Here is a 22,902-nt window from a genome sequence, read left to right as displayed (position 1 = left end):
GTTTATATCTTCCTAAACGATCGGCATGACTGTACGGTGTTCTTGCTTCAGTTTGAGAACTCTTGCTCATCATTATACCTTCGTTAATAAGCATTCCAAGCAGGAGGCTCTACCCCTAACAAGTGTTTCACGAAATAATCGCGACGCTTCTTTTCTCCAAAATCACCACCAGAAGCATGTCCCATTCCTGGAACCATAATGAAATCATGATCTTTACCATGTTTGATCAACTGATTGACGAACTGGTAAGTGGAAGCAGGATCCACATTGTCATCCAATTCACCAACGATCAATAGCAACTTCCCTTCTAATCTATACGCATTTTCGATATTAGAACAAGCGGCATATTCAGGGCCGATCGGCCAGCCCATCCATTGCTCATTCCACCATATTTTATCCATACGGTTATCGTGACAACCACAAGACGAAACCCCTACCTTATAAAATTCAGGATGAAACAAAAGAGCGCCAGCAGAAGACTGTCCTCCGGCAGAAGTACCATAAATACCGACTTTTTCGATGTCCATATAAGGATATTTAAGCGCAGCTGCCTTCATCCAGGCAATGCGATCGGGAAAACCGGCATCTTTTAGATTTTTCCATGCCACATCTTGAAATGCCTTCGAACGATTGGATGTTCCCATTCCGTCGATTTGCACGACTATAAAGCCCAGTTCAGCGAGCTCAACTAGTCCTGACGGATTAGCTGAAAATGATTTAGGGACAAAAGCACTATGTGGGCCTGCATAGATATACTCAATTACAGGATATTTTTTATTCGGATCAAAATTTCGTGGACGGACAATAATACCCCAGATCTCTGTTTTACCATCTCTAGCAAGCGACTTAAACACTTCAGGTTTGCGCCATCCCGTAGCCTCCAGATCCGAAATATCCGCTTTTTCCAAATCCATCACGATCTGCCCATCTGTTGCACGTCGCAATACGGCCTGTGGAGCTTGGTCAACCAGCGAGTAAAGATCTACAAATAAAGAATGGTCAGGATTAAATGTTGCTTGATGATTGGCTGTTTCTGGAGTGAGTTCTTTCAAGCCCTTACCGTCAAAACCAATAGTGTAATAACGGATTAAATAAGGATCCAACTCTTTATTCATGCCACTCGCCTCAAAAATAATCTTTTTGTTATCCTCATCGACATGAACAACTTTTCGTACTACCCAATTTCCTTTGGTAATCTGCTGTTTCAATGCGCCTGTTTTTGCATCAAACAGATACAGATGATTCCATCCGTCACGTTCCGAAGCCCATATGATGTCCGCTGTTTTTTTGAGATCATTGCGGTATTTCTTTCCGCTATAATCAATAAATGTAGCACTGCGTTCTGAAATAATGGTTTTCGTTTTCCCGTCCACAGCACTCAATTCTATCACATCGTACCGCTGATGGCCACGTTGGTTATATTCAAATGTGATTCCACTATTATCCGCCTTCCATACCAGTGCAGAAAGTGAAAATTGATTGGGTATCTGAGCAGGATCTACTGTTATCACCCGCTCCCCCATGACATCAATAATCGTTGGATAATATTGTGATAAAGCATCCCCAGGTTTGTTATAGTCTCTGGTCTGTAACTTAGGTTGTAATTGATCCACTGGAGAGGACTCCAATAAAGTCAACTGTCTGATTTCAGCCTTTCTCACTTTTGAAGCTGCCAATTTCTTTGAATCATTGGACCATTGGATACGAGCGCTATAATACTCCCCGGGACTTCCATCAAAGGTCAACTGTCGCTCACTCTTTGGATCCCCTTTTTTGCTAATGTATACATTACTATTTTTAATATAAGCAGTATAGGTCTTATCGGGCGACTCTACAGATTCCCCCTTACTATCATCCCAACGTGCTCCCCAGTAGCCATCCGATCTACGATCCATACCTGTCGTTGCGATATCGCGCGTTTTGCTCAGCTTATTTTCCTGTGCATTCCACTTCCAAATCACTTTCTCTTCCGTAAATTCAACTTCATTTGCCGTCAATACTTTCAGATCTCTCCCCCACAAAACACCCAATTTCACTTCTTTACCCAATTGAGCGGATAGCTGTTTTTCAATTGCATCAACATCGGTATCTATCTTTTTATGCGTAACCGCATCTACCAGATACAAGCTCCTCTTGCCGTCTTTTTTATGCAGCCGATAAGAAAAACTATCTCCTTTTTCAGACCAAATAATCTGTTGCGGCACTTGATACACCTTGCCGAATGAGCTTCTGATCTCTTTGGCACGTTTATAATCCTCCAATGTCCCTTGCGCCAATGTCGTAAGCTGAAATATCAGTAATAAAACAGCTGTTAATGTTATCTTCATATGTATTTTATTTTTTTATATCGTATGTGTTGATCTACCTTTAATTTGTACAGACAGGATAAAAAATTAAGTAAGACTAGGTCTTTACATCTTTCTGTTTCACAAAATAGTATAATGGGATCCCCAAAAGTGTGATGATAATACCTGGCCAGGTAAATTGCGGTTTATAGATCACCAACAGAATAATAAACGAGATCCCCATCAAAATATAGATAGCTGGTATAAAAGGATAACCAAAGGCCTTATAAGGTCTCGGTACATCGGGGCGCTTATATCGCAACCAAAAAATTCCGATGATGCACAAAACATAAAACATGACAACCACACAGGTTATCATATCCAATAAATCGCCATACTTACCTGTTAAACACCATATTGCAGCTATCACCGCCTGTAACCATAACGCGTAAGCCGGTACGGCATTCTTATTTAAGGTGCCCGTTTTCTTAAAAAACAAACCATCCTTAGCCATAGAATAATAGATTCTTGCCCCAGCCAAAATCAGCCCATTATTACAGCCAAAAGTGCTGACCATAATCATAATCGCCAAGATGGCAATACCAACAGGACCGAAAATTTCTTGCGCTACGAGCATGGCAACACGATCCTTAGGAGCGCTGGCCATCTCCTCTATTGTCAACACACCTGTATACATCAGATTGGTCAAAATATAGATCACTGTTACCATTAGCGTTCCCAGTGCTAAACTCAAACCAATGTTGCGTTGCGGATTCTTGATCTCACCTGCTACAGCAGAAGATGAGTGCCAGGAATCGCTGCTGAACAATGCGCCTACCGATGCCGCAGATATAGCTCCAAATGCCCCAAAAGTGGCATAATCTGCCGTCGATCCATCCGTATTTAATCGTTGTAGATTCCACATATGCTCTGAAGACCAGTTTTGATTCCACACCTCCAGATCGAAAGCTGCAAAACCAAAAATAACCAACAGCACCAAACTTAATATTTTGATCAATGTCAGCACTGTCTGTACTGTTTTACCATTCTTTACACCGCCTGTATTAATAAAGGTAAGCAGCACAATGACAGCGATAGCTAACACTTGAGCAGATGATATATGATAGTCACCCAGTACCAGCAAATACACATCTTCATCCAGTACCGGAAATAAATAAGCGGTAAACTTAGCAAAAGCAACCCCCACAGCTGCAATCGTAGCCGTTTGGATCACGGCAAAAAAAGTCCATCCAAATGTGAAACTGACAACCGGTCCATAGGCTTCTTGGAGATAAATATACTGACCACCAGCTTTCGGAAACATAGCACTCAGTTCGCCATAACTCAAAGCGGCGGCTAAAGTCATAAATCCGCAGATCAACCAAACCACCATCAGCCAGCCAGCAGACCCCGTATTTCGGGCGATATCCGACGACACAATAAAGATCCCCGAACCGATCATACTTCCCGCAACGAGCATTGTTGCATCCAACAAACCTAGTGACTTTTTGAAATCTTGACTATTTTCTTGATTACTCATAGATTAAAGTTTGGATTGCACTTATTTAAAATCATAAAATTTCCATTTTGCTTGATGGTTAGGTTCAAGCTTTTGGTTTGTCAATATCGCCCTCAGCATCTCCATCGGTAAGTAATTTTCCTTGATGACCCGATCATGAAATTCAGTGTAGGACATTTTCTCCGATCCTACCAATTCATCACTGATACTCAATAGCTGTAAACCACCGATTAAATAAGCCAATTGGTATAAAGGATCGTAAGAACCTTCAAATGATCGCTTCACCTCTCCATGTGCGTTTGCAGGTTCATGACCGACCTGATTGACTAAATAATCCACACATTGTTGTGGTGTCCATTCGCCCAAATGAAATTTAATGCTGAAAGTAATCCGCGCACAACGATGCATTCGCCAAAATAACATCCCGATACGTTCTTCCGGAGTCTTGGCAAATCCCATTCTATAGAGCAGTAATTCCCAATATAAGGTCCAGCCTTCGGTCCAGAATGGTGTATTGAAATTCTCCTCCCGATAAGGCTTATACCTTTTATTCATAAAATACTGTAGATGATGCCCCGGATTGAGTTCATGTTGCACCGTACCCAAAGAAAAATGTGGATTGTTACCGCGCATGCTCATCATTTTTTGATCATAAGTCATGGTATTGGTTGGATACGAAATACTGATCTCACGTCCTCCGGTAAAAAATGGATTCACCAACTGCCGTTCAGGAGTCATCATAATCATTCCCCAGGTCTCATCCGCCAATTCAGGAATTGCAATTAGCTCGTGCTCCTTGATAAATGCTTGGGCTCGATCATACAATTCATTGATCAGACCAGGTTGTTGCCCTTCTGGCACATAGGTGTTTTTAACCTTTTCCTGCGCGGCCTTCCAATCGTCTCCAAATCCCATCTCACGAGAAGCTTTTAATAACTCTGCCACACACCATTCCCATTCCTGATCAGCGATACGCAACAACTCATCCGCATTATATGCAATCATTTCTTCACGTAACTTTTTGTTGAGTGCAGATTTTCCGATCGGTTGCCCACCAATATTACTGCCATCATTAAAGACTTTCCAGTTGCTCTTTCCCTGCAAAGCAGTTTTATATTGAATCAGTTTTTCATTTAAACTTTCATAAGATTTAGGGACCCACCAGGTAAACATCGGGTCATATCCATTATAGAAATCGAACGCACTCTCCAAACGGACTCGCAATGACTCCACCATATTGACCAAAAAATTGACATCAGCAGATTCAATCGCGGCCACATTTTCTAGCTTTTGAATCGATTCAGAAACCTGATCAGTCGTTTTTTCTAACACTATGGCAACATCCTTTCCGACCACTGCGGCACCGCGACGACGTTTCTGTTCAAATTGAAGAATATTTTCGGCAAAGGGTAAATAGGCCTTCAGTCGGTTGTAAGAAGCGAATGTTTCTTTCAGCTCTTCTTGATGCCGCTGCACTTTCTGGCTCAGCAGAATATAATCAACCTGACCGTTTGTATTCAGTCTATTATAATCAAATTGTTTTAATTTAGCTAAATAGTCTTCATCGATTTTGACCAGTCTATTGATCTGCTCGGGAGAGGCTACCGACTGCTGAAATCCCCAATTTTTAGGCATTGGCCCATAAAAATAATTGACAGCCTGCAGATCATGTCGATATTGTATGATATAAGGCTCAATAGGTGTTGTGTGCTGATACAAATCCATATTTTGGGCATCTGTTAGCGAAGAAGCCATACAAAGCACTCCAAGGACTATAAATTTCTTTACGTTAGGGTAATTGTTGTTTTTCTTCATCATTTAGGCTTATTTTTGTCTATTGAAACCGATCCGGATTAAAGCCCGTGATATCTGTTTCGGTGGCTTTGTTGGACAGTAAGGCCGTGATCGCTTTTCCGTAAGCAGGTCCTAGACTCAACCCCATCATACCACCCGCACCAGCAATGCTGACATTACTGTATTTGGAAGTCCTGCCCAAATATGGAAGCCCATCTGGTGAACATGGTCTGTAGCCAAACCAAATATCTTTCGGATAATCAACTTGCAGATCAGGAAAATATTTTGGTATTGACTCGACGATGCCCTTTACCCGGTTGCTGTATATTTTATCATTAGCCGGACCTAATTCCATGGTTCCACTGAAGCGGATTTGATTATTCATAGGCGTCACCGCCACACGTGCTTCCAGCAACAGCGCAGCATGCACCATCTGGTTATTCCCCGTTGTATTATGCATGAAGGAGTATCCCTTTCCAGGCATCAAAGGCAACTTTAACTGTAATTTAGAAGCTAATGCAGGGAGAGAAGCTCCACCTGTTACGACAATTTCATCCGCATGAAATGTCCCTTTTGAAGTAATGATTTCAGACACCTTTTTACCTGAAAACTTGAATCCTGACACCGCTGTTTGATAGTTGAATCTCACCCCATGAGCGAGCAGGTAATCGGTCAATATTTTCATCAATTTTGGGGGGTACAAGATACCATCGCATTTGTATAAAATACCACCGATCGTATCCATTCGCAGATTAGGTTCTAAAGCCTGAATCCCTGCTTGATCAAAAACTTCCACATCCAATCCCAAGTTTTGAGCCTTTTCTGCCAATTCAATTTCTTCATGTGCGACATGGCTTGATTTATAAAGCATCATAATACCGTTCTGTCTTAGCTCAAAATCAAAACCTTCCTGTTGCGCCAATTCATCATATGAGCGGCTACTTGCAAGATTCAAATCACGTATAGCTGCTGCATTTCGGTTTACATGTTTTTCATTGGCATGTTTCAAAAACTTCAAACCCCAGTCTATCAATGAAAAATTCAATGAGGGTCTAACGTAAAACGGGCTTTTACTGTTTAGCATCCATTTTACACCCTGTGCTACGATACCCGGTGCTGCCAATGGGGTGAAATGGCTGGGAACGATCATTCCTGCATTGCCATAGGAGCAATTATCTTGCCCGTCACCCTTCTCCAAAATCTGAACTTCCCAACCATCCTGTAAGAGGTAATAAGCGGTGGATAAGCCTGCAATCCCCGCTCCTATGATAGCAACTTTTCCTTTATTATGTGTTGACACGTTTTTGATATTTTAATAATAATTACATAACCTGAAATCCTTCTTTGTACGGATCTTCGTCATCAATAATGATCTGACTATAGCCCGTAATTCTTGCCCATCCCTCTACCGAAGGAATGATTGCTGGCTGGCCCGATATTGTCTTCGTTTCTTCTTCAATACGACCGACAAATTGCGAACCGATATAACTCTCATGAACAAATTCCTCCCCCCTGCTCAACTTCCCTTTAGCATACCATTGTGCCATACGGGCAGAGGTTCCGGTACCGCAAGGAGACCTATCCAGTGCATTTTCACCGACCAACACCGCATTTCTTCCTGTAGAATTTTTTTTAGTGGGATTTCCCGTCCATTGTATATGGCTAAGACCATATATATTTTGATCTTCAGGATGAATAAAATCTGTCTTCTCATTAAGGAGACGACGAATAATCTTTCCATAATGAATGAGCTGACTAGCCGAAAAATCGCTGATATCTTTAAAATTCTTTTGAGGATCTATGATGGCATAAAAGTTTCCACCATAGGCGACATCGGCCACGATCTCTCCCAAGTCTGGACACAGTACGGTCAGCGCCTCTTTATAAAGAAAAGACTTTACATTCGTCAGTTTAACCGTTTTAACCTTCGGACCTTCTTGTACATAATCGATCAGGATTAAACCGGCCGGAGTTTCTAATCGCAGCTTACCCGGGACTTTTGGAATGACCAAGCCCTCCTCGATCGCAAGCGTCACAGTCCCAATGGTTCCGTGACCACACATCGGAAGACAACCACTGGTTTCAATATAAAGTACACCGGTATCATTATTGGGGTCTGTAGGCGGATACAGAATACTACCGCTCATCATATCATGACCTCGCGGTTCAAACATCAGTCCTTTACGAATCCAGTCATATTCTTCCATAAAATGCAGCCGACGCTCCATCATTGAGTTTCCACGCAACACAGGTCCTCCTCCTGCTACCAGCCTCACAGGGCAACCACAGGTGTGGGAATCAATACAAAAAAATGTTTTCTTCATCAATTGCTATACAAAATTGTCCTAAATACTTGTTTTTGTTACCACAGCACCATCTACGATACGTGCAATGCCTAATGGGTTTTCATTTTTCAACTCCTCTGGCAAAAATTCATCGGGCCAATTCTGAAAAGATAATGGGCGTACAAAACGCTTCACTGCATCTGGTCCAACAGAGGTGAACCGGGGATCAGTACAAGAAGGAAAAGGACCGCCATGTTGCATAGCATAAACAACCTCTACTCCAGTGGGCATACCATTAAAGAGCAGACGTCCCGCTTTATCTTTTACCACATTGAAAACATCTTGATGCTCCTTCACATCTTCCGTAGTCCCTGCAATTGTAATGGTCAGTTGCCCTTTAAGTTGTTGCGCAATAGCCAATACCTCTGCATTATTTTCCGCTTCTACCAATACCGCAAAAGGACCAAATACTTCCTCACTCAATACCTGGTTTTTCAAAAAATTGCTTGCCGTAGTCCTAATAATTCTTGGACGTCCCTGACCTAGAGTAGCTTCAATACGCGATTCGGCAATTACCGCTACCGCATTTTGGCTGCTTAACGTTATTTTATTTTTTTCAAAATGTTCATAGATCCCCTTATTGAGCATGGTACCCGGTGCTATAACAGCTATTTCCGATGCCAATGCTTTTTTAAACCGTTCTAGAGCATCACCTTTTACAGCTATAAATACCCCAGGGTTGGTACAGAACTGGCCCACACCCAAAGTCAGTGAAGCGGCGTATTCTTTTGCAAGCGCTTCCGCACGGTCAGTTAAAAGATGGGTAAAGGCAAATACCGGATTGATACTTCCCATCTCGGCAAATACCGGTATCGGTTCTTCCCGTTGGTTAGCGATATCAAACAGGGCTTTTCCACCCCAATACGAGCCCGTAAAGCCGACGGCTTTCACAAGAGGATGGGCAGTCAGATAAGCGCCTATCTTAGTATCCGTACCCTCCATATTGGCTCCGAGAATATGGCTAAATACCCCTTCAGGCCAGCCGAATCTCTTAATAACAGTAGCTATGGTATCGGCCATAATGGTCGATGTTTGGGAATGTCCCGAATGACCTTTCACAATCACCGGACAACCTGCACCAATGGCACTGGCCGTATCACCTCCAGCCGTAGAAAAGGCAAATGGAAAATTACTGGCCCCGAATACAACAACAGGTCCTATACCCAAATTGAATTTCCGGATATCACTTTTACCCGTTTCAGAATTTGCTAAATCGATACGGGCTTCCGTATAAATACCCAATGCAACCGCATTGGCATAACTGCGCCATTGCCCTACTGTCCGAGCCTTTTCTCCTGTAAGACGAGGCAACGGCAATGCCGTCTCCGCATGAGCAGTCTCCAAAAGTTCTGGGCCTAACTCTTCAATTTCAGTTGCAACGGCATGCATAAATGCTGCCCGTTGTGCAATCGTCGTAGATTTCAAAAATTGAAATGCTTCTGCCGCTATGCGAATACGCTCATCCAAATAAACTTGTGATTGATTCATTTTTTTTAATCCAATTTTTTTATGTAAAAACGAACTGTAGGCGAATAGTATTCACCAATCGCCCACAGTACTTTAACGCTATTCAACGAGCAGATCCTAATTTAACTGAGGACGATTAGCAATACCATCAGCAATAACTTTATTGATTCTCTCCGCTTCCTCACCTATCAACGGAAGTCTAGGTGCACGAAGGTGTGGCGTACTTATTCCTTCAGCTGTTGCCGCAAGCTTAATATATTGAATAAGCTTAGGGTGAATATCCAGTTCCAGCAAAGGCATAAACCAACGATAAATTTCTAATGCCTTATCGTATTCGCCATTTACGGCATAATTGTACATCGCAACAGTTTCATTTGGAAAAGCATCCACTAATCCAAAGACCCATCCATCAGCACCCACTAAAATTGACTCCAACGAGATGGTATCCACACCACCTAATATCTTAAACCGGTCTCCAAATTTATTTTTCATCCGGGTTATATTAGTCAAATCTCGAGTAGATTCCTTAACCGCAACGATCGTTGGACAGTCTTTCAATTCATCAAACATTACTGTTGACACAAACACAGCATAATCAACAGGATTGTTATAGATCAAAATAGGTAAATCTGTCGCATTGGCTACTGCTTTAAAATAAGTAACTACCTCACGGTCATCAGCTCTATAGCGCATCGGAGGCAATAACATTAAACCGTCTGCACCTAATTCCTTTGCTTTAACAGCAAAATTAACAGCATGTTCAGTTGTATTTTCTGCGATGTTTAATATAATAGGTACTCGGCCTGCAATAACCTGGATTGCATAAGTCAATAATTCAAATTTTTCATCCGTATCCAGAACTGCTGCATCACCCAATGATCCTGCAATGATAATTCCGTGCACCCCTGCTTTAATCTGTGCTTCGGTATTCTTAGCAAACATATCAAAGTCAATCTCACCATTCTCTTTAAAGGGGGTCAATACTGCTGGGTAAACACCCTTCCAATTTAATTCAGCCATAGTTGGTTTTTACTTAATTAGTTTAATATTTTCTTTTATCAAAGAAACCAACTATTAAAGAAGTAAACTAACCGGGTTTTAATAATTACTTATTGGATATTAACATTTTGAACTACCCGTAAAGTAAATTCCTATAATTAGCAACATACATCTTGGGCGAGATTCCTAGTATATTTCGAAAAACGCGGTTAAAATTTGTAATGCTATTGAATCCCGAGTCGTAAGCAACGATCGAAATGCAGTCATAATCTTTTCCTCCAAGTAAACGGCAGGCTTCCCTTACCCGCAATTCATTCAAATAAGAAATAAACGTTTTGCCTGTACTTTTCTTAAAATAACGACAAAAGGCCTGCGGTGTCAGATTAGCCTTTTCGGCTATTTCACTCAAGCAAATGTTATTCTTATAATTATTTTCAAGAAAATTGCACAAGGTTGTGATCCTAAAAGATCCAACTTCACCCAAGCCATTAGATGCTATTCCCGAAAGTGGTTTAAGATTGAATGAAAGTTTATTCAAAGATTTCAACAAATAAAAAAAACTGACCAGCTGTCCCAAACTATCCGAATTCTTGAGTGCTTCTATTCTTCGGCTCACTTGTGGCAAGTATATTTTAGGAACTTTAAAACCCCGGCAGTTATTGTCAATAAAATCAAGTAATGTGCTTAATTCGGGGACATTCAAAATCTTTGACAATGTTCCTTTTAAACTAAAGAAAATAGAAATAGATTGAACATACCCGTGTAACAAATCATTTTTAAACACATGTGCTTGGTTAGACCCTAAAAGGAAGATATCATCCTTTTCAAAATAATGTACATTATCATCTACTAGCAATTGTCCAGCTCCCGCCTTAATCCAAATTAACTGATACTCCTCATGACAATGCAAATGAGGGTAAAACTTATCCAAAAAATCTTCCTGAATAAAAACGCTCCTATCTTTGGGAACAGGAACCCGATATTGAATTGGTTTCATAAATAGATTGGTTTGTAATAAATGTCATTTGTACATTAAATTTATGGTTTACTTGTTGACAAAACAAATATTTTGTTGCTTTATATCAATAACATGCTACACATTGTTAAAATCTGGTAATAAATAAAGGACTTAATAAGTCAAATTTGTAACAGTTCACCTGATACCCTATTAAAGAATAATGAATCTCTAAACTTTGCAAAATGAATTTAAAGAAAAGTTGTTATCTCCTATTTACTTTATTTTACCTCCAATATAGTATTCCGGCATTCAGTCAGCAGGATGAACATCCGGTATGGAAGGCAACAAAAAGTCAGCCTGCGACTTTAGGCATAGACCAGGGAGCCAAAAGCTTTGGCTTAGATGGGCTAAAAATTAAAGTGCTCCGTACATCACAAACTTTATCAGCCTTCCAACAAGTAAATGGTGATGATGCTTTCGATTATACTCCTGTTGAAATGCTCCATAAACGTGACCGTAATAACTTTTTCCATCTTGGCGATATCAACATCAGTCTTAAACGACAAGGAGAGACCCATTGGTCAAGTTATTCTTCGGCTAAAGACCGTAAAAAAGTCATTGAAATAACGCCCTCAAAAACAGTTCTGGCTGCTGCCGATATCACTCCGACATTAGGAGATATTCCTTTAAAAGTTGTGCGAAGTTGGGAAAATGTAAACGGCGATCTGATCTTAAAGTTTCAAATCACCAATTCTACCGATCAACCTATTGAAATCGGTGCTTTAGGAATACCGCTACCCTTCAATAACAATATGGATTGGAAAAACTTGAATCAGGCGCATGCACAAAATGTGTTTTTCGACCCCTACATTGGAAAAGATGCAGGTTATATGCAAGTGAACCATTTACATGGAAATGGCCCAAGCCTATTGGTTCTACCATATGCCAATGCAGGATTTGAGGCATACAACCCCTTAAACACTGATCCTACACCAAAAAGTATTACTTTCGAAGGTTTCCATGAATGGATGATCCATAGTAAAGCACTTGCAGAAACAGAGTGGAAAGGAGTAGAACAATGGAATACACCAACTTCGACCCTATTAAAACCGAATGAATCCAAAACATTTGCACTCAAGTTTGTACTCGCGCCAAGTATCAAAGAAATCGAAAATACGCTTTTAAAAAATAACAGACCTGTGGCAGTTGGAGCTCCCGGGTATGTCGTTCCATTAGATAATCCGGTCAAGTTATTTATCAAACATAGCAAAGCCATTAAAAACATTTCGGTCTATCCTGAGGGCTCTTTACTTGTTACTAAGCAAAAAGATACACCTCAGAAATGGCATCAATATGAGGTTAAAGGTCAACAATGGGGTCGTGCACGATTGACCATTACCTACCAGGATGGCATCGAACAAACCATCCAATATAAAGTCATCAAGTCAGAAAAAGATGTGGTCAATGATCTTGGCAACTTCTTAACGACGGCACAGTGGTACGAAAATGATAACGATCTTTTTGGAAGGTCTCCCGCAGTTATCAGTTACGATTATGAAGAGAAGAAACTAGTCACGCAAGAACAGCGAGCTTGGTATGCGGGCTTGAGTGATGAGGCCGGAGCAGCTAGTTGGCTAGCTGCAATCATGAAGCAGGTCTTACAGCCTAATGCCAAAGAGATCGCCAAGTTAAAACGCTTTGTCAATGAAACCATGTACGGTCGTATTCAACATAAGGAAGGTGATCAAAAATATGGTGTGGTCAAAAGTCTATTTTACTACGAACCAGATTCCCTGCCAGCAGGTACTTACCAAACAGATATCAATTGGAAGACTTGGTCGGCATGGCCTAAAAAAGAAGCGGATAACATTGGACGCTCCTATAACTATCCCCATGTTGCGGCGGCACATTGGGTCATGTATCGGCTCGCTCGCGATTATCACAATCTGGTGCAAGAAGAAAACTGGGATGTCTATTTAGACCGAGCTTTTCAAACCAGCATGGCGATGATTGAAAAAGCCCCCTACTATGCACAATTTGGTCAGATGGAAGGCAGTATATTTTTGCTTATTCTCCATGATTTGCGTCGGGAGGGATTAACAGATGCGGCCAATAAATTGGAAGCGGCGATGCGTAAACGTGCCGAACATTGGAAAAGTCTTGATTATCCATTTGGAAGTGAGATGCCCTGGGATTCTACAGGCCAAGAAGAAGTATATTTATGGTCTCGATACTTTGGTTTTGACGACAAAACTCAAGTTACCTTAAATGCCATTCTTGCTTATATGCCTACAGTACCACATTGGGGATACAACGGTAGTGCGCGCCGGTATTGGGATTTTGTATATGGGGGAAAACTATCCCGCATCGAGCGTCAACTTCATCATTATGGTTCCGCATTAAATGCTATCCCTGTATTAACAGAATACCGAGATCACCCTGATGATTTCTACCTGCTCCGCGTAGGTCATGCAGGTATGATGGGAGCATTAGCCAATGTAACTGCAGATGGTTTTGGTCCCGCAGCATTCCATTCTTACCCCTCTACTTTAGCTAATGATGGTATATCTGGCGATTACGGGACTGGGTTTTATGGCTATGCCGTAAACTCAGGCACTTACATCATAGAACATCCAGAATTTGGCTGGTTGGCATTTAGTGGTAACCTGAAAGCCAATAAAAATAACATCGAAGTCGCAATAAAAACAGCTTCAAAAGGCCGTGTTTTTCTTGCCAAAGAAAATTTATGGTTAACGTCCGATGCCGGAGAAATTGAAACACTCACCTACAATCTAAAAGATAAAACTGTCTTCTTAAACTTTAATACAAGTCAATCCGCGATAGTACCAAATATTTTGCTGAATATCAATCCGGAAAGTGGCTATGAAATTGAAGGATTTAACAAGGATAAATACAACCGTTACCATATACCCGCAAATACGAATACCGTGAAACTTATAAAAATAAAGTAATAGCAAGGTCATTTATCTTCTTGCAGAAAAGCCCTGTTTAGAATTAAACAGGGCTTTTTAGTGTTTCAAATTTCTGCCTCAATTTTGAGTCATACTCATATTTATTATTTCACATCGAATAAAGCATTCTTCCTACGAAGATGAGTTTTACAAAAACCTATCTATTACCCACCTGTATCTTCATTTTAAAAGATCTGTTAGCTTGATAAATGTAAAGCAAACACTTATTATTTATTAAACATTCTATATCTTTAAAAAATCACCGGTTTTAAATATAAAATATGTCTCCAAACGAGGTGTCGTTTAGCGTATAATGTCTATCTATAAATAAATGATATTTAAAAATATTTGATATTTAAAAATCTGATGACAAGGGAAATAGCAGCATTTGTTTTGGTAAATAAAAAGCCATTTTTAACCAAGATAAATGCTGTTGAATGGAAAAATCACAACAATGAACAGTCATAAATTTCATCAACTATTAATTTCAATACTGCTTCTATTGTATTGTACACAACCGTGGAGTGCAGTAAGTCAAATCACGAATTCGAATATCAATCAGCAAATATCGAACAGTTCGGTTAAATCAATCTTTCAAGATAGCCAAGGCTACATGTGGTTTGGCACATTTGATGGATTAAACCGTTACGATGGTTACGAAATCAAAGCATACCGCAATCAGCTGAATCAGACCAATAGTCTTCCCCACAATTATATTTATTGCATTGTAGAAGATCAATTAAAAAAATTATGGATCGGCACAGGACAAGGCGTTGCTATTTATGACCGAAATTTTGATACTTTTTCCCTTTTGTCTTTCTTAGACTATGACAATCCTGAAACGAAATATATCATGAATGTTGACACAAAGACGATTCAAGTTGACAAAAAAAACAATGTTTATATTGGGACAAACGGATTAGGACTATTACTCAAAGAAAATAACCGGGATAATGCCATCCGTATTCCATTAAAATTTGACAAAGAAAAATCGGTAGTGGATTACTCCGTTCCTGTAATCCATATTGATAAAAAAAATCAAATCTGGGTATTTATTAGTGACAGAGGTTTATATCGATTCGATATTCAAAGTCAAGAATTACAACTTATCAATCATGATATTCTAGAAGCAACAAGTATGGCCAGTAATCAAACAGGCGATATTTTTATAGCAAACTACCACGGTGTATACACTTTTCATAACGCATCTCGAAAAATATCAAAAGTATTTCAAAAAAAAATAAGTTCAGATCAGGTCAATCAAATAACCCTAGTCAATGACAATCAGTTATGGGTTTCTACCCAAGACAATGGCATATCCATCATCGATTTAAAAACCGATAATGTGCGCTATCTGAATCAGTCTTCCTTAGCTCCGCATGCCTTAACGAGCAATGCGATCTATACGACCTATGTAGGACAAGACAACAAAAAATGGATTGGAACTGCTAAGGGAGGTATCCATTTGATTGATGATCAGCAACTGAATTTCCAATCACAGCAGGATATATCATTACAAAACAGTACTAACTATCCAAAATTTGTACGCTCCTTTGCTCAAGTTGATCCATCCACACTTTGGATAGGCACAGAAGGAAATGGACTGTATATATGGAACCGTTCCACAAACCTATTTCGAACTATAAAAAAAGGGGATCAGAACTTAACGGACAATGTTATTAATAATATTTTAGCAGATCGTAAGGGTAACATCTGGTCAGCAACCGACAATGGGATTGTCCGATATGAGCAACATGGTAAATCTAAAACCTACAGCTGTATTGCTAAGAGTGGATTGATCAATAGTAGCGTACAGATTCTATTAGAAGATGCTGCAGGAAATATTTGGGCAACTACTTTTTCAAATGGATACCTCTACAAATATAACCCAATCACAGATCGATTCGAGCAATTCAATGATTCCTTAATCGATCTGAACTGCTTAATCGAAGATAAATCAGGAAGTCTTTGGGCTGGAAATTATAACACATTAATAAAGATTAATAAACAATCGCAAACTTTTGAATCTTATGACATTGGAAAACCCGTCCGTTCAATCTATATCGACAGCAAAGGTCGTATGTGGATCGGCACCGAAGGTCGTGGACTGATTGAATTTGATCCAAACATCAAAAAAATAAAAGTTAATTATTCCCAGAGCAATGGACTCTCGAACAATTCTGTTTTAAATATCTTAGAAGATCGGAAAGGAAATTTATGGTTAAGTACTTTTAATGGTCTGTCTAGATTTAATACAGCGACAAAAACATTCACAAATTACGATCAAACAGATGGTCTGCTGAACAATGAATTTTCGTATAGTGCCGCTCATAAACTAAGTGACGGACAACTCATCTTTGGCGGTATCAATGGATTTGACTTATTTGATCCTGACAAGATCCAAGCCAGAAAACACATACCATCACTGGCATTGACTGCCATCAAAATTAATAATATTAAACTGAATGACTCCACTCATCAGGTTCAACTCAATGATAAACATCAGATTTCCCAAATAACATTATCCTATGGATCATCAATATCCATTGACTATGTAGCCTTAGAGTTCGCCTCACCCCACAAGATCAAGTACAGGTATATGCTGGAAGGTTGGGATAAAAATTGGAATGATGCAGGAGTCTCCCGTTCCATTAATTATAATAATCTATACGAAGGAAAGTATACATTACTGATCAATTCAACAGATACTGAAGGCAAGTGGACAAAAAACATTGTAACGCTAACGATCCGTATATTACCCCCTTGGTACCGCAGCTGGTGGTCTTATCTCATTTATTTATCAGGGATAGCATGTGCCTTTTATTACTACAATCGCTATCGAAACAAACAAACGGCACTCCAATATCAGGTTGAAGTTTCGCAATTGCATGTCATCAAGGAACGGGAAATTTATGAAAAAAGGCAAGCCTTTTTCACGAACATATCACATGAATTCAGGACGCCACTTACTTTAATTATTAATCCTATAACAGACCTGTTGCAAAGCGATGAAGATAACCGGAATTCAGCCACATTACAAGTGGTGCACCGGAATGCCAAACGCCTTCTAAGTCTTGTCGATCAATTATTAATTTTTAGAAAAGCGGAGGAACAGGGTGAGAAACTTCACATTAGTCAATTTAACTTACACCACTTTGCAGAAGAGATCTATTTCTATTTCTCTGCACAAGCAAAACTACAGCATATTGATTATCAATTTTCTGCAGATCATAACGACATTATCATCCAAGCAGATAAAGAAAAAATAGAAATTGTACTTTGTAATTTAATCTCAAATGCCTTTAAGTTTACACCAGAACATGGTCAAATCACTTTTACTATAAAATGTCATCCACAGCATATACAAATATTGATCAAAGACTCCGGCATCGGAATTCCGGATCATATCGGCGATAAGATTTTTGAAAAATTTTATTCCGACAACCGCAATGGAACAAAAAAACAGACTGGATTTGGAATTGGCATGTATTTGACCCGAACTTTTATAGCGATGCACAAAGGAGAAATTTCCTATCAAAGTTCGCAGGAACAAGGAACTGTCTTCGAGCTAAAGCTTCCCTTACTAAACGAAAACTATCAACAGGACCATTCATCCAATCCAGCTAGTAATTATACCGCAACGCTAATGGAAACATGGATCTCTTCACCAACAGAAACAACAAACTCGTCTAATAAGCTTCATTCTGTTAGTCCTAAAGTAGGTTTATTAGTTGTTGATGACGATGATCAGCTACGAGATTACTTGGTTAAGCTTTTTGAAAATGATTATATGGTCTATCATGAAGCAAACGGCATCGATGCATTATCTACCATTAAAAGTAAGCAGCCCGAGGTTGTGATCAGCGATGTAATGATGGATGGTATGAACGGTATAGAGCTCTGTCAAGCTATAAAATCCAATTCATTATCCAGTCATATTCAAGTTATCTTACTCACCAACAGTGCTTCTTCCAGCACTAAACTAGAGGGGATCCGGTTTGGGGCAGATGATTATATGAGCAAACCATTTGATGCGGCTGTACTGCGGGCCAGAGTCAATACGCTAGTCAAAAATCGTCAGCATCTACAAGAGTTTTTCTTCAATGCAATTACCCTTCAGTCCAATGCATTAAAAATAACCGACAAAGACAAAGATTTCATTGAAAAGTGTATTCGCATCATCGAAGAGAATTTATTAGAAGATTTGAATGTAACATCATTATCTGCAAAAATTGGTATGAGCCATTCCAATTTTTACAAAAAGATAAAAGCCATATCCGGACAAACAATAAATGAATTTATCCGATCGGTCAGACTCAAAAAAGCGGCAGAAATACTAATCAATACGGACGCAAAAATTAATGAAGCTGCTGATATGACTGGGTTTTACGACATCAAATATTTTCGAGAACAGTTCAAAAAGCTATTTGGATCAAATCCTTCCGATTATGTAAAAAAATACCGAAAAGCATTTCAAAATAGAAATCGGCTACCCGATTAGACAATTCAATTTAAAGCAGACTTTTAAGGTGAAAAAATCTGTTTCAAATTGTTTATAACACATTTAAAACAGACTTTTAATGTTCCAGACAGGCTGATTGGTTGATATCAATTTTCTAAACCTCAAAGCAATGCGGTTGATGAACGTCAAATTTTTATTTAAATACATCAAGCTTCCATTGATCTTTCCACGAAACGGTTATCTGACCATCCTTAAGATCAATCGGGAGCCAGATGTAGCGGCTATCCAACAAATTTTTAGGCTTCCAGCGGTCCGCCATAAAAATAAAGGCGTCCTTCTTTCCCGCAACAGGTAAAACAAAAGTAGATTGCGCGTCAAAGGTAATTTGCGCGTCGTGGCCACGCATCGGATCTCCTAAAGAAGTCCAGGGGCCAAAAAGATCATCTGCAACATGCAATTCCGCTTTATTGGGTGCCCAACCTGTACAACCGCTTGTAAACAAATAATATTTTTTATTGTATTTAAACAATGCAGGAGCTTCGCGATGATTTCTGAACAATAATTTATCTGATGTTGTAGGAGCCAAATAATCAGGAGTCAACTTTGATAATCTCAATTCGTAATTCTCATCTGAAGAATAGATATGATATGCAGTATCATCTTCATCCACAAAAAGTCCCATATCCCTAGACATATGACCATTAGGTCTAAAGCTGTCTACCAATTTAAAGGGACCTGTGGGAGAATCACTAATTGCAACCGCAGCCCGCGCCGCGGCATAACCTTGACCCTTTAACTCGAGATGAAACCACATCACAAATTTTTTAGTCCTTTTATTATATATAACCTTTGGTCGTTCTATGATACAACCCCAAGCAATATCACTCTCCTTATCATCTGACGGAGAAAAGGCCAATTTCTCAAAAGTCCAGTTATAGAGATCTTTAGAAGAATAAACATTGACGCCCTGTGATTCAGTTCCCCCTCTTTTCTCACCATACCAATAATAAGTACCATTATGATGTACAATTCCACCACCATGTGCATTTATGTGGTTGCCTTGATTATCCTGCCAAAGTTCCCCGGGTACGAATTTTTCTTTCTTTTGCTGTTTATCAATCTTTTGATATACCCTGACATAATCAATCTCATATTTGGCAGGTAAGAGATTTTCATCAACTTCTCCTCCGTTGATACCGCCTAAAGCTAAATTAAGTAAGATATAATGTGGCTGTTTAAAAGGATTAAATCCTGTACCGTCACGGTTTGTCAATTTAGCCAGCTTCACTTTATTCATCAGTATATCATCCACATACAAAGCGATCTCATGTTCATCCCAGTACATAGTCCAAACGTGAAATTTTTCGGCCCATTCTTTTCCCCCTAAAGTAGAAACCGCTTTTTTCTGACTATGCCAGTTTGCCTGCCATCTCTTCTCCGTGCCAGAAGCAATATTTGCTAAAATATTACCTTTATAATATTCCATAATATCTATTTCCCCGTTAGAAGGCCATTCTTTTTCGATTCCTAGCGTCCAAAATGCAGGCCACAACCCGTTACCCACGGGAATACGGGCCCGCATTTCAAAGATGCCATACTTCCAGCTATGCTTGTCAGATGTATTAATCGATGCAGACGTATAGCTGATACCTGGTCGCGAAAGCGCCCAATGTGGACTGTCCGGTTTATAAGTAGGATTAGGTTTAATCTCTCGTCTAGCTTCGATAGTCAATATTCCGTCTTTACAGGATACATTTTCTTTTTGATACCATTGGTCTTCCTGGTTACGCATGAACCCCTCCTCAAATTTCCAATTTTGATCATTCACAGATCCGTTTTCATCAAAATCATCAGACCAGACCAATGTATACCCTGCCTTAGAAACATGTTGTGCATTTACCTGTATAGTAAGATGCAATAGAAAAATCAAGTAGTATAGTTTTTTCATGAATAAAATACGTTATTTAGTAAAATCCTTTTAAGCCTCTTTCTCCTAAGATCGCGCTTTGCATAAAAGATCCCCCATCTCATCGTGTCATGGAGGGGGATACTAGGCAAAAAAAACAATTCTTTAATTGATGTCTACAAGTAGGTTCACCTATCAATAGCCTGTTGCCCCATTTCCGGCAACCAAAGGCCATCCCGGATTCTGGTAAATAACCGCATTTTCAATACTACCGTCTACCGAAGTAAGTTGAAAATGCTCAATGGCTATAGGAGATAGGTAATGCGCCATCGCAAATTTAATTCCTGCATATGACAACGCATTACTGCGGACTTCCAAAGGACGCAGATAAATACTTAAAGCCGGATCGGAGACAACAGATTGATCACTCGAAGCACCATATTTCAACTGTGCCGCCGTATACCATTCCTTCATAGGCCCCCAGAGTTTAAACCCTTCATAATGATCTGGAGTCGTAATTAACTGATCCATTGCTCTCCAGCGTTTTAGATCCATTAATCGTAAACCCTCGGCCATCAATTCGTTTCTGCGCTCCCTGCGGATATTATATAAGGTCGGTGAAACAAAATTTCCAGCAGAATAAACGCCCCAGTCTTTCTTTTCCAAACTCATATTTGTTGCCGCAATAGTTGCATTAAAATCAGGATCCACCTTTGCCCGGGTTCTGATTGCTCGCCAATAAGCCTCCGCTTTTCCATCCAGATTACCATTTTTTTCATAAGAAGCCTCAATATAATTTAAATAAGCTTCCGCAGCTCTAAACGTAATACTTCCGGTATATCCGCCATTATTATTTGTCTGTAGACCATCATAGGAAATACCTTTACGGATGGTGTATCCTGTTGTATAACGACGTTCCCAATCTGTTTCCCATATGCTGGGATACGGTTCCACCAAAGTATAATGTGTACCTGCGCCAACATTGATCAGCACGTTTTTCTGTCCCGGTTCTTTCAAAAATAACTGCAATCGACCATCACGGTCTTTTCGCACATTTGCAATGTAATCATCCCCATGATATCCGCTACCGGAAGCATATACCGGGAGTCCATTTTTCATTAAGAAACTCTCGACCATACTACGCGTTAAACCAACCGCATAATTACTCCGTTGCTGATACACCGGAACATTATGGGTAACCAGATTTTGATTGTACTGGCGCCATAACAATACTTCACTGTAGTTGGACATATCCACCGCACCAAACATGCTGAAATAAGGATTTTCATTATTGGCCGATTCAATGATTCCAGTATTATTGACCAGAGCAACCGCATCCGCAACCGCGGCGGCAGCAGTCATGGATGCTGACAAGAAAAAGTCAATTTCCCCATCAATACTTCCAGAAGGAAACGTATAACTTTTCAAATAATCTTTCGATTCCCCTGGCCAACCCGCACCCTTAGGTACAAAAGCAGTTCCTTTAAAATATTTCAACCAGGTACCTTCATATAAACCAACGCGCGATTTTAAAAGCTGTGCAACATGTTGTGATATTCGCTGTTTCTTTCCATCGGGAGAATTTGTCTTCAATAAAGTTATTGCGGAATCCAGATCAGACAGGATAAAACGTGCTACTTCATTTCGAGGCGCTCGTTTACTCGCTTCGATTAATATATTTTTATCCTTATCGGACATGACATTTTTAATGATCGGAAAATCACCCAATGCCTGCAGTTTTGTAAAGTAAACATAAGCTCTCAGAAAATAAGCTTCTCCTATATAATGCTCCACATTAGATGCATTACCCAGTAATTTTTTTTCCTTCCATTTTGGCACCACGGTGTTTATGAAATAATTCATCTGGTAAATATTTGAAAAATCCCAATCTCCACCTTCCGCTCCAACCCGCCATTGACCTGGAATAAAACGGTTATCTAGATTTGGCATGGCCATGTTATCCGTATTACCATCAATGCCAAATGTTCCAAATGACCAGGAACCGTGTGAAGGAAATACATCCGTATAACGTGCAATGGTATAAGCCGCTAATTGAGATTCTTCTGTCAGGTAAACTTCCGGGATGATTTGGGAAGGTGGATTAATATCCAAATATTTATTACAAGAAGAAAGACCGACCGCAGTTATCAATCCCAATTGAAATATATTAAAAATTTTATGCTTGAATTTCATGA

At 39.7% G+C, this 22,902-nt stretch carries 12 protein-coding genes; 2 read left to right on the top strand and 10 right to left on the bottom strand.

Going from position 1 to position 22,902, the window contains the following annotated elements:
• Positions 1-83: 83 nt before the first annotated feature.
• From JAZ75_RS08185 to JAZ75_RS08150, 8 genes are all read right to left on the bottom strand, one after another.
• Positions 84-2,327 carry a S9 family peptidase gene (locus tag JAZ75_RS08185; protein ID WP_208701120.1) on the bottom strand — a complete coding sequence of 748 codons (2,244 nt, stop codon included), beginning with the start codon at positions 2,325-2,327 and terminating at the stop codon, positions 84-86.
• 76 nt (positions 2,328-2,403) lie between these two features.
• Positions 2,404-3,825 (bottom strand): APC family permease, encoded by a 1,422-nt coding sequence (locus tag JAZ75_RS08180; protein WP_208701118.1) that lies wholly within the window; start codon positions 3,823-3,825, stop codon positions 2,404-2,406.
• A 21-nt stretch (positions 3,826-3,846) separates the two neighbouring features.
• Positions 3,847-5,622, bottom strand: coding sequence for a DUF885 family protein (locus tag JAZ75_RS08175; RefSeq protein ID WP_208701116.1), 1,776 nt, complete (start codon positions 5,620-5,622; stop codon positions 3,847-3,849).
• 16 nt (positions 5,623-5,638) lie between these two features.
• Positions 5,639-6,898: an NAD(P)/FAD-dependent oxidoreductase gene (locus tag JAZ75_RS08170; RefSeq protein ID WP_208701114.1), complete on the bottom strand. Its 1,260-nt coding sequence runs from the start codon at positions 6,896-6,898 to the stop codon at positions 5,639-5,641.
• A gap of 22 nt (positions 6,899-6,920) precedes the next feature.
• Positions 6,921-7,922, bottom strand: coding sequence for a 4-hydroxyproline epimerase (locus JAZ75_RS08165; RefSeq protein ID WP_208701112.1), 1,002 nt, complete (start codon positions 7,920-7,922; stop codon positions 6,921-6,923).
• Between the two features lie 21 nt (positions 7,923-7,943).
• Positions 7,944-9,431, bottom strand: coding sequence for an aldehyde dehydrogenase (NADP(+)) (locus JAZ75_RS08160; protein ID WP_208701110.1), 1,488 nt, complete (start codon positions 9,429-9,431; stop codon positions 7,944-7,946).
• Positions 9,432-9,527: 96 nt separating this feature from the next.
• Positions 9,528-10,430 (bottom strand): dihydrodipicolinate synthase family protein, encoded by a 903-nt coding sequence (locus JAZ75_RS08155; RefSeq protein ID WP_183917737.1) that lies wholly within the window; start codon positions 10,428-10,430, stop codon positions 9,528-9,530.
• A gap of 112 nt (positions 10,431-10,542) precedes the next feature.
• The gene (locus JAZ75_RS08150; protein WP_183917739.1) at positions 10,543-11,406 is read right to left on the bottom strand and encodes an AraC family transcriptional regulator; all 864 of its coding nucleotides are present in this window, start codon (positions 11,404-11,406) and stop codon (positions 10,543-10,545) included.
• Between the two features lie 203 nt (positions 11,407-11,609).
• On the opposite strand from JAZ75_RS08150, the gene JAZ75_RS08145 reads away from it, so the two are divergent.
• Positions 11,610-14,339, top strand: a complete 2,730-nt coding sequence (locus JAZ75_RS08145) for a DUF5695 domain-containing protein (protein WP_208701108.1) — start codon at positions 11,610-11,612, stop codon at positions 14,337-14,339.
• 454 nt (positions 14,340-14,793) lie between these two features.
• Entirely contained in the window at positions 14,794-18,840 is a 4,047-nt protein-coding gene (locus tag JAZ75_RS08140) for a two-component regulator propeller domain-containing protein (protein WP_208701107.1), read from the top strand.
• A gap of 154 nt (positions 18,841-18,994) precedes the next feature.
• Here the strand turns inward: JAZ75_RS08140 and JAZ75_RS08135 are convergent, their stop codons facing one another.
• Positions 18,995-20,749, bottom strand: coding sequence for a family 16 glycosylhydrolase (locus JAZ75_RS08135; protein WP_208701105.1), 1,755 nt, complete (start codon positions 20,747-20,749; stop codon positions 18,995-18,997).
• A gap of 153 nt (positions 20,750-20,902) precedes the next feature.
• Positions 20,903-22,900: a RagB/SusD family nutrient uptake outer membrane protein gene (locus JAZ75_RS08130; RefSeq protein ID WP_208701103.1), complete on the bottom strand. Its 1,998-nt coding sequence runs from the start codon at positions 22,898-22,900 to the stop codon at positions 20,903-20,905.
• Positions 22,901-22,902 lie beyond the last annotated feature (2 nt).

It is taken from the genome of Sphingobacterium sp. UDSM-2020 (assembly GCF_016132525.1).
In the GTDB taxonomy this organism is placed as follows: Bacteria; Bacteroidota; Bacteroidia; order Sphingobacteriales; family Sphingobacteriaceae; genus Sphingobacterium; species Sphingobacterium anhuiense.
Note: the sequence above shows the minus strand (reverse complement) of the source record. Positions and strands in the feature narration are given on the sequence as shown.

Excerpts from the sequence above, each read along its gene's own strand:
- JAZ75_RS08185 (WP_208701120.1), bottom strand. The coding sequence starts at position 2,327 with ATGAAGATAACATTAACAGCTGTTTTATTACTGATATTTCAGCTTACG.
- JAZ75_RS08180 (WP_208701118.1), bottom strand. The coding sequence starts at position 3,825 with ATGAGTAATCAAGAAAATAGTCAAGATTTCAAAAAGTCACTAGGTTTG.
- JAZ75_RS08175 (WP_208701116.1), bottom strand. The coding sequence starts at position 5,622 with ATGATGAAGAAAAACAACAATTACCCTAACGTAAAGAAATTTATAGTC.
- JAZ75_RS08165 (WP_208701112.1), bottom strand. The coding sequence starts at position 7,922 with ATGAAGAAAACATTTTTTTGTATTGATTCCCACACCTGTGGTTGCCCT.
- JAZ75_RS08160 (WP_208701110.1), bottom strand. The coding sequence starts at position 9,431 with ATGAATCAATCACAAGTTTATTTGGATGAGCGTATTCGCATAGCGGCA.
- JAZ75_RS08155 (WP_183917737.1), bottom strand. The coding sequence starts at position 10,430 with ATGGCTGAATTAAATTGGAAGGGTGTTTACCCAGCAGTATTGACCCCC.
- JAZ75_RS08150 (WP_183917739.1), bottom strand. The coding sequence starts at position 11,406 with ATGAAACCAATTCAATATCGGGTTCCTGTTCCCAAAGATAGGAGCGTT.
- JAZ75_RS08145 (WP_208701108.1), top strand. The coding sequence starts at position 11,610 with ATGAATTTAAAGAAAAGTTGTTATCTCCTATTTACTTTATTTTACCTC.
- JAZ75_RS08140 (WP_208701107.1), top strand. The coding sequence starts at position 14,794 with ATGAACAGTCATAAATTTCATCAACTATTAATTTCAATACTGCTTCTA.
- JAZ75_RS08135 (WP_208701105.1), bottom strand. The coding sequence starts at position 20,749 with ATGAAAAAACTATACTACTTGATTTTTCTATTGCATCTTACTATACAG.
- JAZ75_RS08130 (WP_208701103.1), bottom strand. The coding sequence starts at position 22,900 with ATGAAATTCAAGCATAAAATTTTTAATATATTTCAATTGGGATTGATA.